At 43.6% G+C, this 25,115-nt stretch carries 22 protein-coding genes; 13 read left to right on the forward strand and 9 right to left on the reverse strand.

What is annotated here, in order from left to right; all coding sequences use genetic code 11:
• Positions 1 to 37: 37 nt before the first annotated feature.
• Positions 38 to 1,201, reverse strand: a complete 1,164-nt coding sequence (locus BGI33_RS03815) for an extracellular solute-binding protein (protein ID WP_100090010.1) — start codon at positions 1,199 to 1,201, stop codon at positions 38 to 40.
• A gap of 323 nt (positions 1,202 to 1,524) precedes the next feature.
• Between BGI33_RS03815 and alaS the strand changes: the two genes are divergently transcribed.
• Entirely contained in the window at positions 1,525 to 4,152 is a 2,628-nt protein-coding gene (alaS, locus tag BGI33_RS03820; RefSeq protein ID WP_100090011.1) for an alanine--tRNA ligase, read from the forward strand.
• Positions 4,153 to 4,238: 86 nt separating this feature from the next.
• On the forward strand, positions 4,239 to 4,856 hold the full coding sequence (locus BGI33_RS03825; protein WP_100090012.1) for an MlaC/ttg2D family ABC transporter substrate-binding protein: 618 nt from the start codon (positions 4,239 to 4,241) through the stop codon (positions 4,854 to 4,856).
• Positions 4,857 to 4,912: 56 nt separating this feature from the next.
• Here BGI33_RS03825 and BGI33_RS03830 read toward each other — a convergent pair whose 3' ends face one another.
• From BGI33_RS03830 to miaA, 7 genes are all read right to left on the reverse strand, one after another.
• A complete protein-coding gene (locus tag BGI33_RS03830; protein ID WP_100090013.1) occupies positions 4,913 to 5,164 on the reverse strand; it encodes a GlsB/YeaQ/YmgE family stress response membrane protein in 252 nt (83 codons plus the stop codon).
• Between the two features lie 299 nt (positions 5,165 to 5,463).
• Positions 5,464 to 5,793, reverse strand: a complete 330-nt coding sequence (locus BGI33_RS03835) for a hypothetical protein (RefSeq protein ID WP_100090014.1) — start codon at positions 5,791 to 5,793, stop codon at positions 5,464 to 5,466.
• A gap of 722 nt (positions 5,794 to 6,515) precedes the next feature.
• Entirely contained in the window at positions 6,516 to 6,890 is a 375-nt protein-coding gene (locus tag BGI33_RS14125) for an SMI1/KNR4 family protein (RefSeq protein ID WP_373884753.1), read from the reverse strand.
• A 118-nt stretch (positions 6,891 to 7,008) separates the two neighbouring features.
• Positions 7,009 to 7,215: a hypothetical protein gene (locus BGI33_RS03850; protein ID WP_100090017.1), complete on the reverse strand. Its 207-nt coding sequence runs from the start codon at positions 7,213 to 7,215 to the stop codon at positions 7,009 to 7,011.
• A 281-nt stretch (positions 7,216 to 7,496) separates the two neighbouring features.
• Positions 7,497 to 8,747: a serine hydroxymethyltransferase gene (gene glyA / locus BGI33_RS03855; protein ID WP_100090018.1), complete on the reverse strand. Its 1,251-nt coding sequence runs from the start codon at positions 8,745 to 8,747 to the stop codon at positions 7,497 to 7,499.
• A gap of 355 nt (positions 8,748 to 9,102) precedes the next feature.
• On the reverse strand, positions 9,103 to 10,620 hold the full coding sequence (locus BGI33_RS03860; protein ID WP_100090019.1) for an acetyl-CoA hydrolase/transferase family protein: 1,518 nt from the start codon (positions 10,618 to 10,620) through the stop codon (positions 9,103 to 9,105).
• A gap of 357 nt (positions 10,621 to 10,977) precedes the next feature.
• Entirely contained in the window at positions 10,978 to 11,922 is a 945-nt protein-coding gene (miaA, locus tag BGI33_RS03865) for a tRNA (adenosine(37)-N6)-dimethylallyltransferase MiaA (RefSeq protein ID WP_100090105.1), read from the reverse strand.
• A gap of 1,138 nt (positions 11,923 to 13,060) precedes the next feature.
• Between miaA and BGI33_RS03875 the strand changes: the two genes are divergently transcribed.
• From BGI33_RS03875 to BGI33_RS03900, 6 genes are all read left to right on the forward strand, one after another.
• Positions 13,061 to 13,951, forward strand: a complete 891-nt coding sequence (locus tag BGI33_RS03875; RefSeq protein ID WP_100090021.1) for an NAD(+) kinase — start codon at positions 13,061 to 13,063, stop codon at positions 13,949 to 13,951.
• Between the two features lie 255 nt (positions 13,952 to 14,206).
• The gene (gene recN, locus BGI33_RS03880; protein WP_100090022.1) at positions 14,207 to 15,868 is read left to right on the forward strand and encodes a DNA repair protein RecN; all 1,662 of its coding nucleotides are present in this window, start codon (positions 14,207 to 14,209) and stop codon (positions 15,866 to 15,868) included.
• A 294-nt stretch (positions 15,869 to 16,162) separates the two neighbouring features.
• The gene (locus BGI33_RS03885; RefSeq protein WP_100090023.1) at positions 16,163 to 17,383 is read left to right on the forward strand and encodes an RtcB family protein; all 1,221 of its coding nucleotides are present in this window, start codon (positions 16,163 to 16,165) and stop codon (positions 17,381 to 17,383) included.
• A 148-nt stretch (positions 17,384 to 17,531) separates the two neighbouring features.
• Positions 17,532 to 17,771 (forward strand): sulfurtransferase TusA family protein, encoded by a 240-nt coding sequence (locus tag BGI33_RS03890; RefSeq protein WP_100090024.1) that lies wholly within the window; start codon positions 17,532 to 17,534, stop codon positions 17,769 to 17,771.
• Between the two features lie 147 nt (positions 17,772 to 17,918).
• Entirely contained in the window at positions 17,919 to 18,953 is a 1,035-nt protein-coding gene (pyrC, locus tag BGI33_RS03895; protein ID WP_100090106.1) for a dihydroorotase, read from the forward strand.
• An 8-nt stretch (positions 18,954 to 18,961) separates the two neighbouring features.
• The gene (locus BGI33_RS03900; protein WP_100090025.1) at positions 18,962 to 19,408 is read left to right on the forward strand and encodes an acyl-CoA thioesterase; all 447 of its coding nucleotides are present in this window, start codon (positions 18,962 to 18,964) and stop codon (positions 19,406 to 19,408) included.
• A 56-nt stretch (positions 19,409 to 19,464) separates the two neighbouring features.
• Here the strand turns inward: BGI33_RS03900 and BGI33_RS03905 are convergent, their stop codons facing one another.
• Positions 19,465 to 19,686 (reverse strand): YdcH family protein, encoded by a 222-nt coding sequence (locus BGI33_RS03905; RefSeq protein WP_100090026.1) that lies wholly within the window; start codon positions 19,684 to 19,686, stop codon positions 19,465 to 19,467.
• Between the two features lie 144 nt (positions 19,687 to 19,830).
• Between BGI33_RS03905 and BGI33_RS03910 the strand changes: the two genes are divergently transcribed.
• The 5 genes from BGI33_RS03910 (at position 19,831) to BGI33_RS03930 (ending at position 24,689) form a co-directional block, all read left to right on the forward strand.
• Complete coding sequence (locus BGI33_RS03910; protein WP_100090027.1) at positions 19,831 to 20,421, forward strand: LemA family protein; 591 nt, start codon at positions 19,831 to 19,833, stop codon at positions 20,419 to 20,421.
• Positions 20,422 to 20,825: 404 nt separating this feature from the next.
• Entirely contained in the window at positions 20,826 to 21,227 is a 402-nt protein-coding gene (locus BGI33_RS03915; RefSeq protein ID WP_100090028.1) for a DUF6911 family protein, read from the forward strand.
• Positions 21,228 to 21,744: 517 nt separating this feature from the next.
• On the forward strand, positions 21,745 to 22,620 hold the full coding sequence (locus BGI33_RS03920; protein WP_100090107.1) for a TPM domain-containing protein: 876 nt from the start codon (positions 21,745 to 21,747) through the stop codon (positions 22,618 to 22,620).
• 126 nt (positions 22,621 to 22,746) lie between these two features.
• The gene (locus BGI33_RS13975; RefSeq protein WP_100090029.1) at positions 22,747 to 23,670 is read left to right on the forward strand and encodes a DnaJ domain-containing protein; all 924 of its coding nucleotides are present in this window, start codon (positions 22,747 to 22,749) and stop codon (positions 23,668 to 23,670) included.
• 497 nt (positions 23,671 to 24,167) lie between these two features.
• Positions 24,168 to 24,689, forward strand: coding sequence for a TPM domain-containing protein (locus tag BGI33_RS03930; RefSeq protein ID WP_257378963.1), 522 nt, complete (start codon positions 24,168 to 24,170; stop codon positions 24,687 to 24,689).
• Positions 24,690 to 25,115: the final 426 nt, after the last annotated feature.

Consider the following 25,115-nt stretch of genomic DNA (forward strand, 5'->3'; position numbering starts at 1 on the left):
GAGGGGCTTGCTGTCAGGCTGCTATTAGTCTGAACGACTATTTACCTGCTTTGAGATTTTGCCATAAGCGCAATTCATATTTCAGGGTTTCGGATTTGGCTGGCAGCACCAGATAGCTGTTGGCCAGAACTTCATCTGATGGGAAAATACTGTTGTCTTCACGGTATTCTTTTTTCATCAGCTCTTTAGCCGGCTGACTGGATGGCGCATAGGTGACGTAGTTGGCGTTTCTGGCGGCAATTTGTGGTTCCAGAATCCAGTTCAGGTAGCGATAGGCATTTTTGAGGTTGGCTGCATCCTTGGGTATGGTAAGCGTATCTACCCACAGGGAAACACCCTGAGTGGGTACCAGCACGACAATATCTTTCTTGCCGGTTGCTTCCAGCCGGCGTCGTTTGGCGATATTTAAATCACCACCAAAGCCGATGGCCACACAAACATCGCCACGTGCCAAGTCGTCGATATAGCCGGAAGAAGAGTAGCGCAATACATTGCTACGGTTGGCTTTGATGATATTGGCAGCAATGTCGATATCATCCTTGTTCTGGCTGTTTGGGTCTTTGCCGGCATAGTGTAGTGCCAGTGGAATCATTTCTACCGGACTATCCATATAGCTGATGCCACAATTTTTCAGCTTGTCGGTGTATTCAGGATTGAAAACCAAATCCCAGCTGTTATCCGGTATCGGGGTATCACCGAGGGCAGCAGTGACTTTCTCAGTGTTGATTGCAATGGTATTCATACCCCAGTAATTGGGTATAGCATACTGATTGCCCGGATCCACGTCTTTTAATAAATCAAGTAATTTCGGATTGATGTATTTCCAGTTTGGTAACTGGTTTTTGTCCAGTGGCTGATAGGCTCCGGCTTTAATCTGGCGGCCAAGGAAAGAATTGGATGGCCCAACAATATCGTAACCCGATTGTCCGGTAAGAATTTTACTTTCCAACGTTTCATCACTGTCATAAAAATTGTAGGTGACTTTTATGTCGTATTTCTTTTCAAATTCACTAATGGTTTTTGGATCTACATAATCTGACCAGTTGTATATTTTTAATGCTTTGGTATCGCTTAAAATGCCGGTACTGCTGGCTGCGGTAGCAGAAGCTGGTTGTGGATTGCTGTTATCATGTGAACCGCTGCATGCGGTTAGAATACATAAAATCAAACCGGATAAACTCAGGCAGGCTGTGTTTTTCATGTTTGTCCTTTTCAAAGATGCGCCAATTACAGGCTGGCATGGTTATATGTTACTACCGTCTTTGTAACTTCATTCTGTTTGCTTTGGGCTAACTATACCGTATTAAGGCAGCACTGTTGTTGGAATTGTCATTTTGGCATGGAATTTAGCTTGCTCAGGTAGGCTTATGCGTAAAACTGCGGTAAGATAAGCAGATGATTTTAACAAGGGTGATGGTTGGGATCGATTAACCAGTATCCTGTTTTTAGTATCCATATTCAGGCAGTCTGTGCTTATAACAGACTGCCTGAATACGATTAATTGCCCGTCTAATTGAAACTACCATGAAAACAGCAGAATTACGTTCTAAATTTCTTCAATTTTTTGCAAATAAGGGCCATCAGGTTGTGCCTTCTTCTTCGCTGGTACCGCCACAGGATGATAAAACCCTGTTGTTTACCAATGCGGGTATGAATCAGTTTAAAGATGTGTTTCTGGGGTTTGACAAGCGTCCGTACAGCCGCGCGACAACTGCGCAAAAATGTGTACGCGCTGGCGGTAAACACAATGATTTGGAAAATGTAGGTTATACCGCGCGCCACCATACTTTTTTTGAAATGCTGGGCAATTTCAGCTTTGGTGATTATTTTAAACGTGATGCCCTGCATTTCGCCTGGGAATTTCTCACCAGCAAAGACTGGCTGAATCTGCCGCAAGAAAAACTGCTGGCGACAGTGTATGCTGATGATGATGAGGCTTATGATATCTGGCTAAACGAGATTGGTTTGCCAGCAGAAAAGATTATCCGTATCGGCGACAACAAAGGTGCGCGCTATGCTTCGGATAATTTCTGGCAGATGGGTGATACCGGCCCTTGTGGCCCTTGCTCAGAAATCTTTTATGACCATGGTGAACATATCTGGGGAGGCCCTCCGGGTAGCCCTGAAGAAGATGGTGACCGTTTCATCGAAATCTGGAACTGCGTATTCATGCAGTATAACCGCGATGAAAACGGCAATATGAATCCGTTGCCCAAACCTTCGGTTGATACGGGTATGGGGCTGGAACGGGTATCAGCAGTATTACAGCAGGTACACAGCAATTATGAAATCGACCTGTTTGTACATTTGCTTCAAGCTGTGGCACGAGTGGTAGGCATACCGTATAGTCAGGAAGTACCAAGCCTGAAAGTAATCGCCGACCATATTCGTTCCTGTGCCTTTTTAATTGCCGATGGTGTACTGCCCAGTAATGAGGGACGTGGTTATGTGTTGCGGCGCATTATTCGCCGTGCCGTACGCCATGGCTATAAACTGGGCTGTAAACAGGCATTTTTCCATTTGCTCGTAGCTGATCTAGTGCAGGAAATGGGTAGCGCCTATCCTGAGCTGGTTGAAAAACAGGCACAAATCAGTGATGTTCTGAAACAGGAGGAAAGCCGCTTTGCGCAGACACTGGAAACAGGGATGGCTCTGCTGGAAAATGCCTTGCAGGACGATGTTCAGACACTGGCCGGTGAGGTGATTTTCAAGCTGTATGATACCTATGGTTTTCCATATGACTTAACTGCCGATATTGCGCGTGAACGCAATATCAGTCTGGATGAAGCTGGTTTCGAACGCGAGATGGCAGCGCAACGCGCACGTGCCCGTGCTGCTCAGAATTTCAAGGCCAATACACAGCTGGCCTATGAAGGCACTGATACAGACTTTACCGGCTATCAGCAGCGCCAGAATGAAAGCAAAATTCTGGCGTTGTATAAGGACGGTGAGGCCGTTGAACAGCTGAATGCTGGTGAAACTGGGGCAGTAGTGATTGACTTTACTCCGTTTTATGCAGAATCTGGTGGTCAGACTGGTGATATGGGCTATATTTTTGCCGGTGAAAATCGTTTTCAGGTGGATGATACCCAAAAGATCAAGGCTAAGGTATTTGGCCAGTTTGGAGAAATGTTGTCTGGCAGCTTGAAAGTGGGTGATGCAGTTACAGCGCAGGTAGATAATGCGCTGCGGGAAGCCAGTATGCGCAACCACAGTGCTACCCATCTGATGCATCGTGCCTTGCGCGAAATACTGGGTACACATGTTGAGCAGAAAGGCTCACTGGTGAACGCGGAACGTACCCGTTTTGACTTCTCGCATTCGCAGCCGGTAAGCGCTGCACAATTGGCCGAAGTTGAGCGCCGCGTTAATCAGGCTATTGTGGCCAATGTGGCTGTATGTGCGCAGAATATGAGTTTTGATGAGGCGATTGCAGCCGGTGCGATGGCACTGTTCGGGGAAAAATACGGTGATGAAGTACGTGTTTTGAGTATGGGCGAGTTTTCCACCGAGTTGTGTGGTGGTACGCATGTTGCACGTACGGGTGATATCGGGCTTTTCAAGATTGTATCGGAAAGTGGTATTGCCGCAGGTGTTCGCCGTATTGAGGCGGTAACTGGATTAAATGCCCTACAGTTTGTGCAGCAGCAGGAAGAATTGCTCAAAGCCGCGGTGGCTGAAGTAAAAGCACAGACAGCCGAGGATTTGCTATCCAAGCTACAGGCGATGCATAACCAGAGCAAACAATTGGAAAAAGCGTTAAGCGAAGCCAGAAGCGAATTGGCCAGACAGGCTGGTAAGGCTTTGCTGGCACAGGCACAAACTGTGGGTACGGCGCGACTGGTGCTCAGCCAGATTGATGCAGACAGCAGTGCTTTGCGTGATATTGCTACCGATTTAACTGCTCAGGGTGACAATATTGTGGTGTTATTGGCAGCAGTAAATGATGGTAGAATCGCCATTACTGCCGGTGTATCGAAAGCGCTTAGCAAAACAGTTAAAGCTGGCGAGCTGGTTAATTATGTTGCCAGTCAGGTGGGCGGTAAAGGCGGTGGTCGTCCTGATCTGGCGCAGGCAGGCGGTCAGGACATTACCGCTTTGGCACCAGCTTTGGCCAGTGTTACAGATTGGCTAGCAGCTAAAGCAGTATAAAGTTTTTTGCAGATGAAAATAGCAGGCGGTTTATGGATGATGAAGTACATAAGCCGCTTTTTTTGCTTATTAACAGGAGAATAAAAATGCAGAAGTATGTAAAAGCTTGTATGACTGCATGGATGCTGATGTTTTCAGTATATACGCTTGCTGCAACGCAGGAACAGCTGGCACAACAGCAATTACAGCAGAACGTGGATGCAGTACTGTCGGTGGTACGTGATAAAAGTCTGAATGAGCAGCAGCGAATCAGTCAGGTTGAGCGCTATGCAGATCAGTATCTGGATTATGAACGTATTTCCGCTTTAGCGGTGGGTTTGCCGTGGCGGCAGTTTACGGCACAGCAAAGGCAGGATTTCAGTGCGGCGTTTAAAACTATGATTGTACGTATTTATGCACATTCGGCCTTAATGGGCGCCAGCAATGCCACGGTAAAGGTATTACCGAAAGTAGTGAATCAGGGAAATAATAAGCTGGAAACGTTTACTGAGGTTGTTAGTGGCAACGACAAACACTATATCGTTGGTTACCAGATGTATTACTCCGATGGTGTATTCAAGATTTACAATTTTCGTGTCAATGGTACCAGTCTGGTAACGGTATACCGCAATCAGTTTGACCAGTTAATCCAGCAGCAGGGCATTGATGCCACGATTGCTCAGTTGCGTGATAGAGGACTTGGAAAAGTACAGACCAAAAAATAGCATTGCTTTTGTCTGAATAAAAAATGGTGATGGACTTGAAATCCATCACCATTTTTTTATATCTGTCGGTTTTTGATTTTTCCGTAAATAAATAAAATAATACAGGCAAAAACAATTGAAGCTATTAAGCCGGCTTTTTCTCCGGCGTGATACCAGCCAAATGCCTGTCCTACATAACCAGCGAGCAATGAGCCACCTATACCCAGCAAAGTGGTCACAATTAAGCCCAGTTGCTGCCTGCCGGGGTAAACCAGTTTGGCGATCAGGCCAATAATAAAACCAACTATAATTGTCCACAGTAAACCCATGTTTTACTCCTGAAAATAAGGAAGCTTTATCTTAATCCTGTGACAATATTAGGAGTGCAACGCTGAGGTAAAAATATTATTAGTTAATGATTTTTTAAATAAATTTATGTAATCAAAAAGTTATATTCACTCTTTGCCAGATGAGAATAATATAAATGGATAGCTTCTGCTATTGAATCAATTGTCAATTCTCTGCAAAATTATCTTTATCGAAGTATGTAAAGGCAGCCGATTACAATACCTATAATAACAAGACAATGAATCACTAGAATGCTGGTCAAGGAGTAAGCATAAATGATTTATGATTTTTTCCAAAGTTGAAACCATTTTTTAACTTTATAATTATCTGCATTAATGCTTAAGATAGTCTCATTTGTTAATTTAAAATGAATCAAACAATTATTTAGCTTATATAATAAACCGCTATGTTTATCTTCTTCATCGATTTTCTTGGCAATAGCCTGATAGTATTTGAGCAATCTGTTGTCGACGATACCATTCAGTGCTGATAGTGTCGCACAGATGACTTGCTTATCTGAATCAGTAAGCCCGGCAATAAAATAGTTGATTACTGTTTTTTTAGTTTTATTGTTCAGGGAGCCTAAAGCAGAGAAAGCAATGGCACGCATTTCACTGTCTGCATGTGCGATAAATGGGAGGATTATCTGACAATAATTGGTTTTACTTTCTTTCAGTATATGTACAAAGCACCTGAAAGCTTCAGCATCTTTAAATTGAGGGACAGAAGTATGTAATATTTCTATTCACTTACTGATTTTTTTCTTACCATACCAGCACAGCAGTTTAATAACAAATTCTGGTTCAATATTAAAGTATTTATGGAAATAATTTCTGGCTTTCGGATAAGGAAAATTAACCATAACTTGTAAACTGATGCGTTTCAAATCGGCATTATTCAGCTGATACTGATTTTCCAGTATTTTGAATGTTTTTGATGAAATAGTGGATTTAAGCAATAACACTTCCAAGCAGTAGTACTTATATTCTTTGCACTCAGAGACAAAATATTTTTCGAGTAATGCTTTTTAGAACCGGCTACCGAATAGCCAAAGCAGCCAGATTTCAGGTCTGATAACTTGCCTGAAATCACTTCATCCAGCCAGCATTTGTACTAGTCAAGAAAATTATCTTCAAAAGTAAATGTTGGCAGTTGATGGTCAAATGAGAGATTAACAACTTTGCCTGTATGTTCTGCCTCCAGTATTATACCGTTTATATAAGCACATCTCTGACTGCCAATAAGTAAAATCGCTTCATATATTCTGGTCAGTTCTTCATCATACTCTTCTGTAGTTAAATCATTATTCTTAATTACATTTAGCTGTTACTGTCAATAGTCCTGGCATAAACGGATAAATGATACAGGCTCGTTGCCAACCATCGGGGCTATTAAAATCAGCCAGTTCATCAATATTTTATGCAGCGAATAAATCCCATAAAAGGGGCAGGCAGCATCAGAATCATTATTTACGCCATTGCCTATTTGAGTAATAAAAATTTTATAACACGGTGGCAATTGAAAACCATATTCTTGTTCAATAGCAGCAACCTGTTCTATGCTGATGGGTTTATTAAGCTGATATTTATGGGAATCTGCACCAAAAACTTTAAATTTTTTATCTGCTTTTCTGGCCTGAATCAGTTTTGCCTTTATTCGTTTTACTTGTGATTTAAATTTTGAAGTAGGAGTGAGATTATATTTAATAGATCGAAGCTAACGATATAAAAAATTTAAAACAAATGGAAATAATAACTCTTACCAAGCTGAAAATTAAAAAAAGCATAACTTTTTAGTTATGCTTTTTATCCCAACTGCTGGTCTGTTAGTGATTACCAGCATAAGTATTTACAGTACGATATGGAGTATTTTCTGGAGTTGAAGCAGAAATATGGGTGTTCTGACCGTTTTGAGCAGTAGCTTCGCTGAAATGACGAATATCGGTAGTGTCATTGTTACTATTAGCCAATGCAAAACCAGCAGTCATGGTTAATGAAACAGCCAATAAAGCGGTAGAAACTAATTTTCTCATTTTTATTTCCTTTCATGATTAATTATTAAAATACATTAAATCTTAAAAGCAGTTTGTTTGTTCCGCTTTTGCAATGAAGATATATTAATACTTTATTAGTATTTTGATAATACCAGATTAGTTAAAACTAGATTTCCTGTAAGGAAATCCATAGCGATGTTTGTATCAATAAAAAACAGACTAAAACATCATTAAATCAAGTATGTAGTAGTCTGTTTTGAGTATAGATATTCTTTAGAAGCGAATCAATGGCAAGAATGTTAATAATTTAATATTGTTGTTTATTTGCCATATACAGGTAGTCGGGTGCAAATTTCCTGTACTTTTTTAGCTACTTCTGAAATCACCTGTTCATTGTCTGCATTATCCAGTACATCGGCAATCAGGTGCCCCAGTTCGCGAGTATCAGCTTCGGTGAAGCCACGGGTAGTAATAGCTGCTGTGCCCAAGCGAATACCTGAGGTAACAAATGGCTTTTCTGGATCGTTGGGGATGGCGTTTTTGTTGACGGTAATATGCGCCTGTCCCAGAATGGCTTCAGCGGTTTTACCGGTAAGTTTTTTCGGCTGCAAGTCCACCAGAAATACATGGCTTTCGGTGCGGCCGGAAACAATACGCAAACCGCGCTCAATCAGAGTTTCAGCCAATACTTTGGCGTTGGCTTTAATCTGGCGGGCATATTGTTTGAATTCAGGCTGCAATGCTTCTTTAAATGCCACTGCTTTGGCGGCAATCACATGCATCAGTGGCCCGCCCTGCAAGCAGGGGAAAATGGCTGAGTTCAGTGCTTTGGCATGCTCATCGCTACGGCACATAATTATGCCGCCGCGCGGGCCACGCAGGGTTTTATGGGTAGTGGTGGTGACAAAATCGGCAAAGGGTACGGGATTCGGGTATTCGCCACCGGCTACCAGTCCGGCGTAATGTGCCATATCCACAAACAGATAAGCACCCACTTTGTCTGCAATTGCGCGGAAACGCGCCCAGTCTATTTCCAGTGCATAGGCAGAAGCACCAGCAACAATCATTTTCGGCTTGTGTTCCAGTGCCAGCTGTTCCACTTGGTTGTAGTCAAGGATTTCGTTTTCATCCAGACCATAGGTGATAGCGTTATACAGGCGGCCGGAAATATTTACACTGGCACCATGAGTCAGATGGCCACCATGAGCCAGCGACATGCCCAGAATAGTATCACCCGGTTGCAGCACGCTGGCGTACACTGCCTGATTGGCCTGAGAGCCGGAGTGAGGCTGTACGTTAACATAGCTGGCACCAAATAATTCTTTCAGGCGGTCAATGGCTAATTGCTCTACTTCATCTACATATTCACAGCCGCCATAATAACGTTTGCCCGGATAGCCTTCGGCATATTTATTGGTCAACTGGCTGCCCTGAGCTTCCATCACAGCACAGCTTACATAGTTTTCTGATGCAATAAGCTCCACATGATCTTGCTGGCGCTGGTCTTCACGGGTTATGGCAGAAGCCAGTTCCGGGTCAAATTTTTCGATGGTTAACGCTTTGGAAAACATGGCAGTCGTTCCTTTATGAAGGTAAAGAAGTAAGAAATTTGCTGAATGCAGCAGAAAATATGAATCATACCTATTTTAACTGATAGTGATATTCATGTGGCTGAATTTGATAATGTGTCAAGATGAAGTTGATTCATAAATACGGTTAGATTTTTCTGTCGGCGATGTATTTGCCGAAACCACAATGCAGTTCAGAATAACTATTATTGGTCTGTGGCTGAAAAAAGTGGAAACTGGATGTATGTATAAAAGCGGTGGCAATCAGTTGTTTCTGTATATAAAATTTTGATGCAAATAATAAAAAGAAAACAGCCCTGTTTGGTAACAGGGCTGTCTGGTTATTATCCGGTCTGAATTACATTTTCATAGAGCCGGTTTTCAGGAAGTGCTCATGCCAGCTTAAAGCTTCGGTCAGAATATGAGGAGTATGAATGCCTTTTGCGGTTTTCAAGGCACGATCATAGTAATCATGCAGCTGGTCACGATAAGCAGGATGGGCACATTTTTCGATAACAACTTTGGCTCTTTGTCGTGGTGCCAGACCGCGTAAGTCAGCCAGACCTTGTTCGGTAACAATAATCTGAGTGTCGTGTTCGGTATGGTCAACATGCGATACCATCGGCACGATGCAGGAGATTTTGTCATCTTTAGCTGTAGATGGGGTAACAAAGAAGTTCAGGAAGCTGTTACGTGTAAAGTCGCCAGAACCACCGATACCATTCATCATGCTGGTGCCCATTACATGGGTAGAATTGATGTTGCCGTAGATATCAGCTTCAATCATCGAATTCATGGCAATAATGCCCAGACGGCGTATTAATTCAGGATGATTAGAGATTTCCAGTGAACGGAGAATGATGCGTTCGCGATAAAAATCAATATTATCAACAAAGTCCTGAAATGCTTTGGCTGAAAGAGAAATAGCTGTAGCAGAAGCAGTTACCATTTTACCTGCCCGCAATAAATCCAGCATGCCGTCCTGTAGCACTTCAGTGTAACCATACAGATTTTCAAACGGACCAGTTAACAGACCCGCCAGAACGGCATTGGCTACATTACCTACACCAGACTGGATCGGTAACATTTCTTTAGGTAGACGACCCTGTTTAATTTCGTGTGATAAGAAGTCAACGATATATTCGGCAATCTGTTTGGATTTGTCATCAGGTTCACTGAAAACGTTATCACGGTCTGGTGCATTGGATTCAACAATGGCAACCACTTTGTTCAGATCAACTTTAAGATAAGGGGTGCCAATGCGGTCATCAGCACGATTGATGTTAATCGGTGAGCGATGTGGAGGAAGTGCATTATTCTGATAAACATCATGCATACCTTCTACCTGAATAGGCATGCCCATATTCACTTCCAGAATAACTTTATCCGCCATGTTCAGCCATGTCTGATTATTACCAATGCCGGTAGAAGGAATCAGCATGCCGTCTTCGGTAATAGCCACAACTTCGATAATAGCTACATCCATATGGCCTAGAAAACCGAATTCAGCCTGTTGTGCTACGTGTGACAGATGCATATCAATAAAATTAACATCACCATTGTTAATTTCTTGTCGCATAATGCGGTCACTGTTAAAAGGTAGACGCTGATCGATGGCGTGAGCTTCTGCCAGTACGCCATCACATTCCGGTGCAGTTGATGCCCCTGTCCAGACATTAATTTTGTAAGGACGGCCAGCATCATGTTCGGCGCGGGCAAAATCCGCAATAGCCTGTGGTAATACTTTCGGGTAGCAGGCACCAGTGAATCCGCTCATGCCGACATTAGCCTCATGATGGATCAGGGTGGCAGCCTGAGCAGCAGACATAAGACGGGAATGAAGTGAGGTATAACGAATGCGATCCTGTACGGACATCGTGTTTTCTCCTTAATTAAATCGAAAATGCCTGACCCTTGTCTAGCCAGAGTGAGGCGTAGCGAATAAATGTTTGTCTTTGCCGTTCATTCAATTTGGGATGAATGTTATGACATAATGACAGTAACAACGGACTGCATTTTACTGTAAATAATTGCTTTTTGCTGTTCTGTCTGTGGGTGAGTGAAGTGGAATGCTGTTTATACAGACAAACAATTACAGGTTAATAATCTATTAATTTAATTAATACATCATGTTGTAAAAGAGTTAAGTTGGCAGACAATGGGATGTTTACATAATATTTTAATATTATTGCTTAGGCCATCATTGCCGAAATATTTTCTAAAATAAATAAGTTTAGGCAAAAAACTGCTGTATTAACTGCGCAGTCTGTTCATGCAGGCCAGCCGGATTAAACGGATCGAGCTGGTATTCTGGATTCAGTTTGCGCAGCCAGGTAAGCTGGCGCTTGGCCAGTTGCCGGGTGGCAACAATACCGCGTTCAACAAAGGTATTGTAATCGGTTAAACCGTTGAGATAATCGAATGCCTGCCGGTAGCCAACACAGCGAATTGAAGGCAGGTCGGAATGCAGGTCGGGGTATTGCAGGCGCAGTGCTTCAACTTCTTCCACAAGTCCTTGTGCCAGCATCGAATGAAAGCGGGTAGCAATCTGTATGCGCAGATGGGCACGATCGGCAGGAAACAGTGCCAGTGTGCAGACATCCACAGGTGGCCGCTGGTTTTCCTGTCTAGCCAGATGGCTGCTCATGGGAATGCCGGTAATATGATAGATTTCCAGAGCACGCTCGATGCGCTGGCTGTCGCCTGCGGGCAGGCGTGCTGCCGTTACAGGGTCTACCTGCTGTAGCTGTGCATATAAATAATCCATACCATGTTGCTGTTTCAGTTTATCCAGTTCGGCACGGATTTGGGTATTGGCTTCGGGCAGGCTGTTCAGCCCCTGTGTAAGTGCGTGGTAATACATCATGGTGCCGCCCACCAGTAAGGGGAGATGGCCGCGGGCATGGATTTCTTTTACCAGACGCACACAATCGCTGACAAACTGGGCTGCGCTGTAGCTCTCCAGTGGTGAAATAATATCGATCAGATGATGGGGCACTGCCTGTAATTCTTCTGCACTAGGCTTGGCCGTACCGATATTCATGTCACGATATATCAGTGCGGAATCCAGACTGATGACTTCAATCGGAAATTGTTCAGCCAGACTCAGGGCAAGGCTGGTTTTGCCGGAGGCAGTAGGGCCAAGCAGGGCAAAAACTTTGGGCAGGGAAGTAGCCATGGCAGCAACCATATTTCTTAAACAGCTATTGTAGCGGTATCTGCTCGATTCAGCGACACATACTTATCTCAAAGTCTATTGTACATCAACAGTTACTTTTTCTTGCTTATACTAAAGCTGCTTGGCCTGAATTGGTATATTCACTGATTTATTAATTTTTCATCATTGAATAATGATAAATTTTTTAATTCTTCGGTGAAATAATCCAGCATTTGCAGAAATTATTAATTCCCTGTTTTTAGATTGCTATTTTGTTTTATCTGCTTTTAACTGTAGCCTCTGATAAAAGTAATCAATCATTATCACTACATTTTAGAAAGTTTATCAAACTGTTGTATTAAAAGTACCATTCTGGGAATAGTTGACATTTATCCGGCATTAATCTATAAAGAAAAATCAATATTACAGCATAAAAAATAGCTGTCTCTATACAAGCTGAACATTTTGATTTTGATGTCAGTCACGTAAATCAAGATATTAACTATTATGAGGTGAGCTGTTTTAAAAGTGATAACTAACTGTATAAAATAATTATTTATAGTTTAATTGGGGCTGTTGATACACTATTGTTTAATATACAGCTAAGTGGTTATCATTGTCAGAATAAAGCGGTAGCTGCGCTATGTAGTAATGGAAAACCAGTTTATTTATGCAGATAATAAATACGGAGTGCTTGACGGCAAAATCAAAAAATCTGTAGCTGAAATTTACACACAAGAGCACTACCCAATTAATAAGGGATATGTTGAATTACACTTCCGAGTTGAAGCCTCTGATGGTGATTGCGTTAAATTGTACTTTAATCTACAAGGGCGATGGGCGGAACTAAGGAAAAAGAGAGCAGCAAGTATAAGCTACACAAAATAGATAATAGTTTTTTTATTGCGTTTTCATGAGTAAGCTGAGAAAAACAGTTTTCCTGCACAACCACTAATTAGCTGATAAATATGATGCTTCAGATACAGATTTACGGCCAGTTTGACGATAATGTTCAACTTGCCTCGTATTCATGAGTTCTGCATCTTGAGTGGATAGTTACATAATACAAGTATGTTGGTGCATTAACCTTTATAATGATGGGACAAAAACCATTGTAGTTGTACTAGAGTGAGTTACTTAGTCAGGAACAAGTATTTTCATGAACAGCCAGTTTAACCATATCGGGATAGTGACACGGCCGCAGACGCCGATGATGAGTGCAGTATTGGATGAACTCATTGCTTTTTTATGCGATGAGGGTCTTTCGGTGTATCTGGATAGTGAAGCACAGGCAGATAACCAGATTAATCCGCAACAGTTGCAACATTGTCATGTCATCAGTAAATGTGAAATGGGGCGGCGCTGTGATCTGGTTATGGTGCTGGGTGGTGATGGGACTCTGTTGTCGGTTGCACGCAAACTGGCGCCATACCGGGTACCGCTGATAGGCATTCATCAGGGACATCTGGGCTTTCTGACACAGGTACCCCGAGCACAAATGATAACCGAACTGTCCGGCATGCTTACCGGAAAATACTTGCCGGAAGAACGTATTTTACTGGAAGCCAGCGTAGTACGCGCCGGTGGGGAGGTTTATCATTCGCTGGCATTGAACGATGTGGTGCTCAGCCGTGGCGCACTGGGGCAGATGATTGAATTTGAAGTTTTTATCAATAAAGAATTTGTCTACACTCAGCGCTCAGATGGTTTGATTGTGTCTACTCCAACAGGCTCAACTGCATATGCACTGGCTGCTGGCGGTCCGATTCTGCAACCAACCTTGCGTGCTTTCAGTCTGGTACCCATTTGCCCGCAGTCGATGTCGAATCGGCCGATCGCTGTCAGTGATACCAGTGAAATCGAAGTACTGATTACCAAAGGCAGTGATGCACGTGCCCATTTTGATGGGCAGGCATTTTTTGATTTGCATACTATGGATAAAATCCGTATCAATCGTTATCGTAATTCTCTCAGGATTCTCCATCCGGTTAATTACCAGTATTACAAAACCCTGCGCCAGAAACTACATTGGGGTGACCAGCTTGTATAAGCGTCTGGTGACAGACACACATAATACTTACACCATCAGAAATCAATCTGTCTTTGAGGGGCTTTGTGGCCGGCTTTGCATATCGGGTAAGAAGTACCATTTCAGCAATTATGAGAAAATTGTGGTGAAAAATTAATAAAATCGAAATTTATCCTGAATAATTTTAGTTTTTTCTAAAAAATAGTTTCCTGTTTTCCTAAAAAAATACTAAAATCAGGCATAAATCATTAATGCTTTCTTTAAGAAAGGCTGTTTATGCTTCTGGCGTTGTCTTTGCGTGACTTTGTGATAGTTGATGAACTGAATCTGAGTTTTCAAGGCGGATTTACTGTGCTGACAGGTGAAACCGGTGCGGGCAAATCGATTACGCTGGACGCTTTAGGCCTGTTGCTGGGTGATAAAGCTGATTACGGGCAGATTCGCCATGGCGCCAAAGAAGCCCAGTTATCCGCACTGTTTGATGTTGGCGATGTGCCGCAGGCATGTGCGCTATTACAGGAGCAAGGGTTGCTGGATGAAAACGAAACGCAGCTGAGTATTCGCCGCATAATCGATGTGAAAGGCAAAAGCCGCAGCTTCATCAATAATCAGGCAGTTACGCTTGGCCAGCTGCGTCAGATTGGCGAATTACTGATTGATATTCATGGCCAGAATGCCCATCACTCCTTAAACAGTGAAGCAGCACAACGTGTTTTACTGGATGCTTTTGCTGGTGCGGATAAGGAAGTTGCACGGGTACGCGAGGCCTATCAGCGCTGGCATGATGCAGAACGTGAGCTGGAAAAAGCGCAAACTCAGGCCGAAAGCCTGAATATTGAACGAGAGCGGTTGCAATGGCGCTTTGATGAACTCAGTGCATTGAATCTTCAGGAAAATGAATGGGAAAATCTCAGCCGGAGTCATGATGCACTGGTGCATGCGGCAGATATTCTGCAAACAGCAGCCAGTGTGGATGAAATACTTAATGGTGATGATGGCCTGCAAAGCCGTCTGTATCACTGCCGGCAGCAACTGGCGGCACTGACCAAAGCTGCGCCTGCCTTTGCCGATAGTGTGACATTGCTGGAATCAGTAGAAGCTGAGTTGGGGGAAGTCAGTGCTTATCTGCGCGACGCCAGTGCCAGTGTTGAAACAGATGAAAATCTGCTGGCACAGCAGGAACAGCGGATGCAGGAATTAATGAGCATGGCGCGCAAATACCGACTAGAACCGCCGCAACTGCCTACAGAACTGGCCAAGGTTGAAGCCGCTTTGAATGAACTGGAGGCATCTGCCGATATTGAAGCATTACATGCACGGGTAGCCGAGCGCAAAAATGAATACATGCAGGCAGCCCAGCAGTTATCGGCCAAGCGTCATCAGGCGGCCAAAAAGCTGGCGAAGCAAACCACTGCCCACATGCAGAATCTGGCCATGCAGGGTGCACGCTTTCATATTGAGCTTTTAAGCGCCTCACCGTCTTTGCATGGTCTGGAACAGATACAGTATCAGGTGGCGGCTAATCAGGGCACGCCTTTACGCGCCATGAGCAAGGTGGCTTCCGGTGGTGAACTGGCACGTATCAGTCTGGCGCTGCAAATGGTTACCAGCCAATACAATGCAGTCCCCACGCTGATTTTTGATGAAGTTGATACCGGCATTGGCGGTGCTGTGGCCGATGTTGTCGGCCGCGCCTTACGCAGTCTGGGACAAAACCGTCAGGTACTGGCCGTAACTCATTTACCACAGGTAGCCGCCTGCGGGCAGCAACACTGGCAGGTACGCAAACACAGCAGCAAAGGGCAGACGGTTAGCGAGATAAAGGTTTTAACATCTGCTGGCCGTGTGGATGAGATTGCACGTATGCTTGGCGGTGAAACCATTACCGATACCACGCGTAATCATGCCAGTGAAATGCTGGCGCTGGCACAAAATTGAAGCGGTTATGCCCGCATTATCGGATAACCTTAATAGTCTGGCTGCGGATTTTAAAGGCAGCGGGTCAACAGGCATGCTATTCAATCTGTCTGATACCAATACTTAAATAATTAAACTTTATTCAGCTATGATTGGTGCATATCATAGCTGTATCGTAACTGTTTGGTTAATAGTACTGGCACGTTTTGCCAATTGGTAACCATACTCCGAAAATATGCTATATGTTTGCTAGGAATGGGTGGCCAGTCTGTATTAACCAGATTAATGAAAATACAGCATTAACAAGGGGGTAAAATGACAACATATAATCTACTGCAAGCGGAACAGGCCAAACCAATTAAAATGTGGACCCAAGGTGTGCCGGTAGATGAAAAAGCCAAAGCGCAACTGATTAAAACTGCACAACTGCCATTTATTTTCCAGCACATTGCGGTTATGCCTGATGTACATGTGGGGAAAGGTTCCACTATTGGCAGCGTTATTCCTACACTTGGGGCAATAATTCCGGCCGCAGTGGGTGTGGATATTGGTTGCGGCATGATGGCGGTGCAGACTTCACTGATGGCGACTGATTTACCGGATAATTTGCTGGCGCTGCGGCAGGAAATCGAAAAAGCAGTACCACACGGGCTAACACCCAGACATCGCGGCCGCGATCAGGGTAGCTGGCAGGATCCGCCCTCAGTGGTTGATCAGTACTGGCTGCAACTGCTGCCGGGATTTGAACAGCTTACCGCCAAATATCCGCGATTTCTCAATACCAATAACTATCGCCATCTGGGCACGCTTGGTACCGGTAATCACTTTATTGAAATCTGTCTGGATGAAGCTGAGCGGGTGTGGATAATGCTGCATAGTGGTTCACGCGGCATTGGTAATGCCATTGGAACTTTTTTCATCGAATTGGCGAAAAAGGATATGCAGGTGCATATCCAGAATCTGCCGGATGAAAATCTGGCTTATCTGCGTGAAGGCACTGAACACTTTGAAGATTATGTTTCAGCCGTACACTGGGCACAGGAGTTTGCGCGCTTAAACCGCGAAACCATGATGCACAATGTGATTACGGCGTTACGTAAGGTAATCAGCAAGCCCTTTAACACACATCTGGCCGCAGTGAACTGCCATCATAATTATGTGCAGAAAGAGCAGCATTTTGGCGCTGAAGTTTTTATTACCCGCAAGGGCGCAGTTTCAGCACGAACAGGCGAGCTGGGCATTATTCCCGGTTCGATGGGGGCACAGAGTTATATTGTCAGAGGTTTGGGCAATGCAGACAGTTTCTGTTCCTGCTCGCATGGTGCTGGAAGAGTGATGAGTCGCACCGCAGCCAAAAAACAGTTTAGTATTGCTGACCAGATTCAGGCCACTGCACATGTGGAGTGTCGTAAGGATGCTGGTGTGATTGATGAAATTCCGATGGCCTATAAAGATATTGATGCTGTCATGACGGCACAGAATGAGCTGGTAGAGATTGTGTACCGCTTGCGGCAGGTGGTATGTGTGAAAGGCTAGTTTAATGTTATCCGGCCAGAATCTATCTGGTTGATGCGATATTGTGATTAGTATTGGCGTGAATGAGGCAGTTTACCACAGAAGGTATTTGGTCTCTTACATGCACGTTGTATAATCATCTTTTATAATAATCTGTAATGGGCTGTTTATGAGTGAACCACATAGTGATGCTACTCTTGATGTTATCGGTCTGAATTGCCCCATGCCGATTCTGCGCGCAAAAAAAGCACTGGCCGCGCTGGATGCAGGGCAAGTATTGCAGGTACTGGCAACAGATAAAAGTGCGCCGGATGATTTTGCCGCTTTCTGCCGCCAGACCGGACATGAGTTGTTGCATTTGCAAAACAGGGATGACGATGTAATCTTAATGTGGGTAAAACACCGTTAAAGCCAGTCTGGTTGTGATTTAATACCATTATTCACGACATCTTTTTAGTGGATATGTCGATTCTGGATATAGAAACGACGGTAGAGTAGTACCTTAAGCAATTGTCTTTTTAAGCAGTGTAATAGCCTGTTAATGAAATGGATGCAAATGCAGACTCTCACCATAACCCGACCCGATGACTGGCATCTTCATGTACGTGATGGTGCAGCTTTAAAATCAGTAGTGCCATTCAGTGCACGACAAATGCGGCGTGCCGTAATTATGCCTAATCTGAAACCACCGGTAACCACCGTTGCAGCAGCAATGGCCTATCGTGAGCGTATTCTGGCCGCACTACCGGCTGATAGCCATTTTCAGCCACTAATGACCTTATACCTGACTAACCAGACCACACCGGCACTTATCCGCGAAGCCAAAGCAGCAGGTATCATCGCATGCAAGCTATATCCTGCCGGCGCGACAACTAATTCTGCGGCAGGAGTGAATGATTTATGGGCTTTATTACCCGTACTAGAAACCATGGCCGAAGTAGGCTTGCCACTACTGGTACATGGCGAGGTAACCAAAAGCGAAATCGATATTTTTGACCGTGAGGCGGTATTTATTGATGAGCTATTGCAACCATTATTGCAGCGTCTACCCAGTCTAAAACTGGTGTTTGAGCATATTACTACCTCAGAAGCAGCACAGCTAGTGGCTGAAGCGAGTGATAATGTGGCTGCTACGGTAACACCACAACATTTACTTTATAACCGCAATGCCTTGCTGGTGGGCGGAATGCAGCCGCACCATTACTGTTTGCCGGTATTGAAGCGTGAAGCCCATCGACAGGCACTGTTACAGGCTGTTAGTGGTGCGCAGGCACATAAATTTTTTCTGGGCACGGATAGCGCTCCTCATGCACAGGCCAGTAAAGAGTGTGCCTGTGGCTGTGCGGGCATCTTTAGTGCTTTTGCAGCTATTGAGCTGTATGCAGAAGCATTTGAAGAAGCCGGTGCACTGGATAAATTACAGGCTTTTGCTGCTGAAAATGGCCCGCGTTTTTATGGTCTGGCTCCGAATACGGATACAATCACACTGGTAAAGAGCACTAGGACAGTACCACCATACTTTCCATATGGCCATGAGCGCCTGATACCGTTGCGTGCAAATGGAACCATTGGCTGGACTGTGGTGGAATAATTCAGCATATGCAGGATTCACACACAAAAATAAATCAGTTGCCGCTACACGGGCATCAGACTGAAATTCGGGTGCGTGGTTTTCATCTGGATGTGTACCGGCATGTTAACAATGCGCGCTATCTGGAATTTCTGGAAGAGGCACGCTGGCACTATTTTGATGAAGCTGGTTTAACACCGCTGTTTACTGCTGCCGGCTGTGGTATGGCGGTGATTAATATCAATATCAGTTACCGGCGCAGCGCCGGTTTTGGTGATGATTTGCTGATTACTACCGCTTTTAGCCGGGTGCAGCCGCGTAAAGTGGAAGTTAGCCAGATTATCACGCTGAAAAATACTGGCCAGACAGTAGTACAGGCACAGGTTGCATTTGTGGCTTTCGACCAGCAAAGCAATAAGGCAGTTTCTTTTCCTGCCGTCATACAGCAGCGGTTTAATGCTCTGTTGCAGAAATAGTTAAGCCAGTAAAAAACCCTGCCAAAAGCAGGGCTTTTTACTGGCTTAACTATATATCAGGCTTTACCGTCTGCTTCACGCAGCATGGCATAAATCTCGTCTTTCAGACGTAATTTTTCCCGCTTCAGCTCGTCTAGATTATCCAGACCACTGGTAACAGGATTATTAGTCAGACCAGTAATTTTGTCATCCAGTCGGTTGTGTTCTTCAAATATATTGGCAAAATGATTATTTTCCGCCTTTAATTTGGTAATCAGGTCGCGATATTCTGGAAACATATAACATCCTTTACAGTTTGGTTAAAATGATTTTTATTATTTTGCATTAATTATAGCTTAAGGTATATAAGATTGCGCTAATTATGACGTAAAAAGTCACGATAACATGTTAAAATGACACAATAATACCCACGGGAGTTTACAATGTACAAACGGTTAATGGGCTGGCTGAGCATATTTATTCTGGCCTTGAGCCTGAGTGGCTGTGGCTATAATACGATGCAGTCGCAGGATGAGGCGGCTAATGCGGCGTGGTCGGAAGTGCTGAATCAGTATCAGCGTCGTGCCGATCTGGTGCCCAATCTGGTGAATACGGTTAAGGGCTATGCCAAACATGAACAGCAGGTTTTAACCGAGGTAACTAATGCCCGTTCACGGGTTGGCAGTTTGAACATGACCAGCAGCGATGCAGATGATCCAGCGAAAATGCACCAGTTTTCACAGGCTCAGGGTAATCTAAGCAGTGCCTTAAGCCGTTTGCTGGTGGTAAGTGAAAATTATCCCGACCTAAAAGCCGACCAGAGCTTCCGTGATTTGCAGGCACAGCTTGAAGGTACGGAAAATCGCATCGCGCTGGCGCGTAACCGCTATATTCAGACGGTGCAGGTATATAACACTACATTGCGTTCTTTCCCGAATAATATTACTGCCAAAATTTTCGGTATGCATGTGCGGCCAAATTTTGTACCGGAAAATGAAGCTGCTGTGAAACAGGCGCCACAGGTAGAATTCTAGTTTTGCTATCTGCCTGATTGTTCATTTCAATACCAAACAGCCAGTTTGTATAAACTGGCTGTTTCTCTGTCAAATCATCACAAAACCGGCTTTTCGTGTGCAGTAAAGCAGACTTGTATCAGTTCGGTAGCATTCAATCTTGCATATTCAGACAAAATTTTGGTTGTTGCGAAATATAATTCAGTTGCGCTATTAACTGTCTGGTTATGGTGTCATTAAATTTCTGGCTATGCATATGATGAGCTATTTATAATGATGCCTGTCGGTTTGATAACAGCCAGTTGTTTCAATATTAATCCACATATTTTTAGAATAAATAACGGTGAAAAACAATGTATGTATATAGATTGTATGGATTTTATTTTGACAGGAAACGAAAAGGTTGGTTGGATTTTTTCAGACGAATGGATAAAGTTTATCTCCCCCGAATTGAAAACCCTACTGTGGAGCAGATGCAACAGTACCTTGAAATTTTGAGAACCAATAATGGCTTTCTGAGTCTGTGGAAACAGTCGAAAAGTAAACCAACTTCACCTGGTATGGAAATAACTTTGTATTCAGATAATCATGAGACTGATATTCAGACTTATATGGTATTACTGGGTGAAGAAACTGAAGAGGGTTATGATGTCAGAACATTTTATAATCCTGCGGCGCCTAACAATCCTGAGGCACCCCGAGGAATGACTTATATGCTTGGGGATTGTTTTGCAGCTAGCTCTACTGTTCGGAATTTTGCTATGGTTATCCATGTATTTGCAGAGTTTTTAACCACTGGCGATGTGAGTAAAAATTTACTCAATTAAAAGTTAAATCTTACTGGTACGCCAGAAATGCCTTGTAGCAGCATCTGCTTGTTAGCCAGCAAGCGTCATTTGCTGGTATATGCCAAACAGCCAATATCGTATCTTATAGGTTAATTGTGGTGTTGTAGGTTAGTCTTTAGACGGGTAGCAGCAGTAGTATTAACGTCTTTATCAAAATAGGTATTTTTACCGGTATTGCTGTATTTCTGAATGGTCTTTATCCAATAAGGCTGTCTAAAATTTAATTAAATTCTGTATTTTACGTAATTCGGTTGCAAATACCGCTACTCTGTTTTTATGGCAAAATTGTTCTGGTATAAAAGATGTATTGCTTACCCGAGTATAAACCGGCCATGCATGAATGTAAGCAGATGATCTGAATACTCATGTTTGCTGATTTCTGTTTAACTTGTGCTATCGCTGGTTTAGTGGCCACAATATGGCACAAATATTTGTTTACAGCCAGAAACCGTTTGGCTGGCATGAATTCTGCATGCACAGCAACAAGGTGAAAATCATGAATACAATCCGCTTATCTGCCCGCAATTTATTGTTATTGCTTCTGGGCTGTTGCTTTGCCTTGCTGGCACCGGCTGCTGAAAATCTGGCACCAGTACCGGCCTTGACTGCTCCGGTAATGGATACAGCCAATATGTTACAGCCAGATACCCGTGAAGATTTAAACGGGCAATTGCAGGCATTCAGTCGCGAGCGGGGTAGTCAGATTGTGGTATTAACTGTACCAACCATCGCACCGGAAACACCGTTTGATTACGCTACTCGAGTGATGAATTCCTGGAAACCCGGGCGCAAGGGAATTGATGATGGCGTACTGTTGTTGCTGGTGCGTGATGAACACAAAACATTTCTGGCTCCCGGGCGTGGGCTGGAGGGTGCTATCCCTGACGTTTATGCTAAACGTATATTGGATGATGTGCTGCGACCGCAGTTGCGCGCGAATAATGCAGATGGTGGTGTGCGACAAGCAGTGGATTTACTGGAAAAACTGATTAAAGGTGAGAAACTGCCAGCAGTACAGCAGCCAGAGCTTCAGCAAACCAACAGTTTTACCGCTATGTTAATAGAAGCGATGTTTTTGGTATTTATAGCGGGTGCCTTTTTAAAAAATATATTTGGTAATACACTGGGCAGTGCTATCGTTGCTTTTCTGGTGTTAACACTAGGCTGGTACATTGGCTGGAACCTGTTTATAACAATAATCATTGCTATTGTGTCATTTGTAGTGACTTTTATTTTTGCCGGTAATGTATTTATTGGTGGCTACAATAATAATGGAAACGATGATTTTTGGGGACGAGGTGGTGGTTCCGGTGGCGGCTTTGGTGGTGGGGGCGGCGGCTATGGTGGCGGAGGAGCCTCCGGCAACTGGTAATTTTTTGGATAAGATGAATCAGGATGGGTATAAAACGCTGATTATTTATCAAATTCCGAGTTAATTTATAGTATAGTTATTTATCTTGTTACATGGACTATGTGTATTATTTTCTGGTAGGCATACATGTCTAAAATCGGGCTTGGTATTTGTTTTCTGCTGTTGTGGTATTTACCCTTGCGTTTTGGTATTGGGGGCATGTTACTGGATGTTGTGCTGGTAATACTGCTTCTGTTTTATCTTTATGCAGTGCATATCATAGATGATGGTACTGAAGCATCTATTGCTACAGATGGAAATCTGTATATAGCGGTATTGTTTGAGGTGGCCGGACAAGTTTGCATTGCCAAGGGACATGTTTCTGCGGAAGATAGGTCGCATGTTTATGCAATGACTAAAAAATTGCAGCTGGACGCAGAAATGGAAGTACTGGTGCGCTATGCTTTCAATATGGGGCAGATGCCAAATTATCCGCTCAGAGCACGACTTGGCCAGTTATATCGTGCCTATAGTCATGACAAGCGCGCTTTGATGCTGTTTTGTAAACATATGCTCGAGTTTGCGCTGATAGATGGCCGGCTGCATAAGAATGAGCGGCACATTTTGAACATTATAGCGGGTGAGTTCCGTATTCCCTATGCGCAAATGCTGATTTTTGCCAGCCAGACAGTACGTGGGCAGAGTAATGAATATCGCCATTACTGGCAGACAAATGAGCAATGGAAACAGCAGCGCCAGCGTGAGCGCTATGAGCAGCGCCGGCAACAGTCGCGGCAACAACAGCAGCAATATCGTCAACAGCAGCAGAGTAACAGACAGTCGCCGCCGGTTGGGGAACAGCATGATGATGCTTATCAGGTACTGGGAATCTCGGCAAAGGCCAGTGTGCATGAAATCAAACAGGCATACCGCCGTCTGATGAATAAATATCATCCGGATAAACTGGTCAAACAGAAGTTATCGGCTGCTGAGATGCAGCGGGCAACCGAGCATACTCAGCGTATACAGGCTGCATATGCCTATGTAAAACAGTTGCGCGGCTTTGTTTAGCCGCTTGCGGGTACCTACTTGGTGATAAGTTTAATATGCCATACACAGTTTATAAGGATTTTTTAAAGGGCTGTTTCGTTTCCGACAGATAAAGCTGGCAAATGTGTTTCTAATTATATGCAGGTTTTCATCCCGGACATAATGGATTACCTCACTGCATACATCTCTGTTTTTTAATATAAACTGTTTGAACTATAAATAGTTTCGATTCGGTACAATCACGAAAAATATATGCTATCTTGTGCCATTAAAGATAATATCTATATCTTTTGAATAAAATACACTCTTTTTTTCATCAGTGTGGCAAGAGCTGGAAATGTACAAAGCAGTAACAGGCAAAACAGTGGAATCAGTATTTTTGATTGGGGAAACCTGTATCTGTATAAATATTTGTATAATTATTATGGTATTGATTTAGAAAATCAAACTACATACACTCTTAAATTAACTTGTAGTGCTACCATATTGAATCAAATATACAGGAAAGAATGGACTGTATGAGTACAAATAAACTGAGTATGGGGTTATGGCCACGGCTCTGGCGTCACTGGACACATCCACGCCAGCGGGTAAGTATTTATTTTCCAACACTGGCACTACAACAGCTCACTGAACAGATTACGCGGTCGGAACAGCGCCATACCGGACAACTGCGGTTTGTGATCGAATCCAGCCTTAATACCGCCAGTCTGTGCCACCATGTAACGGCACGCCAGCGGGCGCAGTACTGGTTCGGCCATTTAGGCATTTGGGATACTGCGGGAAAAAGTGGCATTCTGGTCTATGTGCTGTTTGCAGATCGCGCGGTGGAAATCATTGCAGACCGCGGTATGAATGCCTGTGTCGACATGGCGCTGTGGCAGCAGATATGCAATCACATAACGCAGGCATTTCAGCAACAGAATTATATGGCCGGTTTGAGCGCTGGGCTGGATGAGCTGACGGAATTACTGGTGCAGCATTTTCCGCGTACACATGCGGGCGTGAATGAACTGGCAGATGAGGTGATCCTGCGCTAGGGCTAAATATACTTTATGTTTAGTATTGTCTGATTCTGGTTTGGCCTGAAATAGCAATCCTTGTTATGAGTATGGTTATGCATTAGGAGGGGATTGCTGGTTTGGATAAATCAAGATTTAAAATAATATTTTCAGATTTTTGGTTATGCAATACATCAGGCACAATTAATATAATAATTGGTATTAATTATTATATTAATTGTGATGAAATGATATAAATGGTTTTTTTGAATAAATTTTGATAAATATTATTAAAATACATATATATAGAGTTTACAATGTATTTGCGGCTTAAAAAGACAGATTAAATCAAAGAGATAATATGCACTGGTCGCAAATAGCTTGGCTATCGTGCATTAGTATAAGCCAGAATAATTTGATACTGAATAGTATGGTTATTCTGGTTTCAGTATTTCAGGCAGTAGC

The organism is Snodgrassella alvi, assembly GCF_002777425.1.
In the GTDB taxonomy this organism is placed as follows: domain Bacteria; phylum Pseudomonadota; class Gammaproteobacteria; order Burkholderiales; family Neisseriaceae; genus Snodgrassella; species Snodgrassella alvi_B.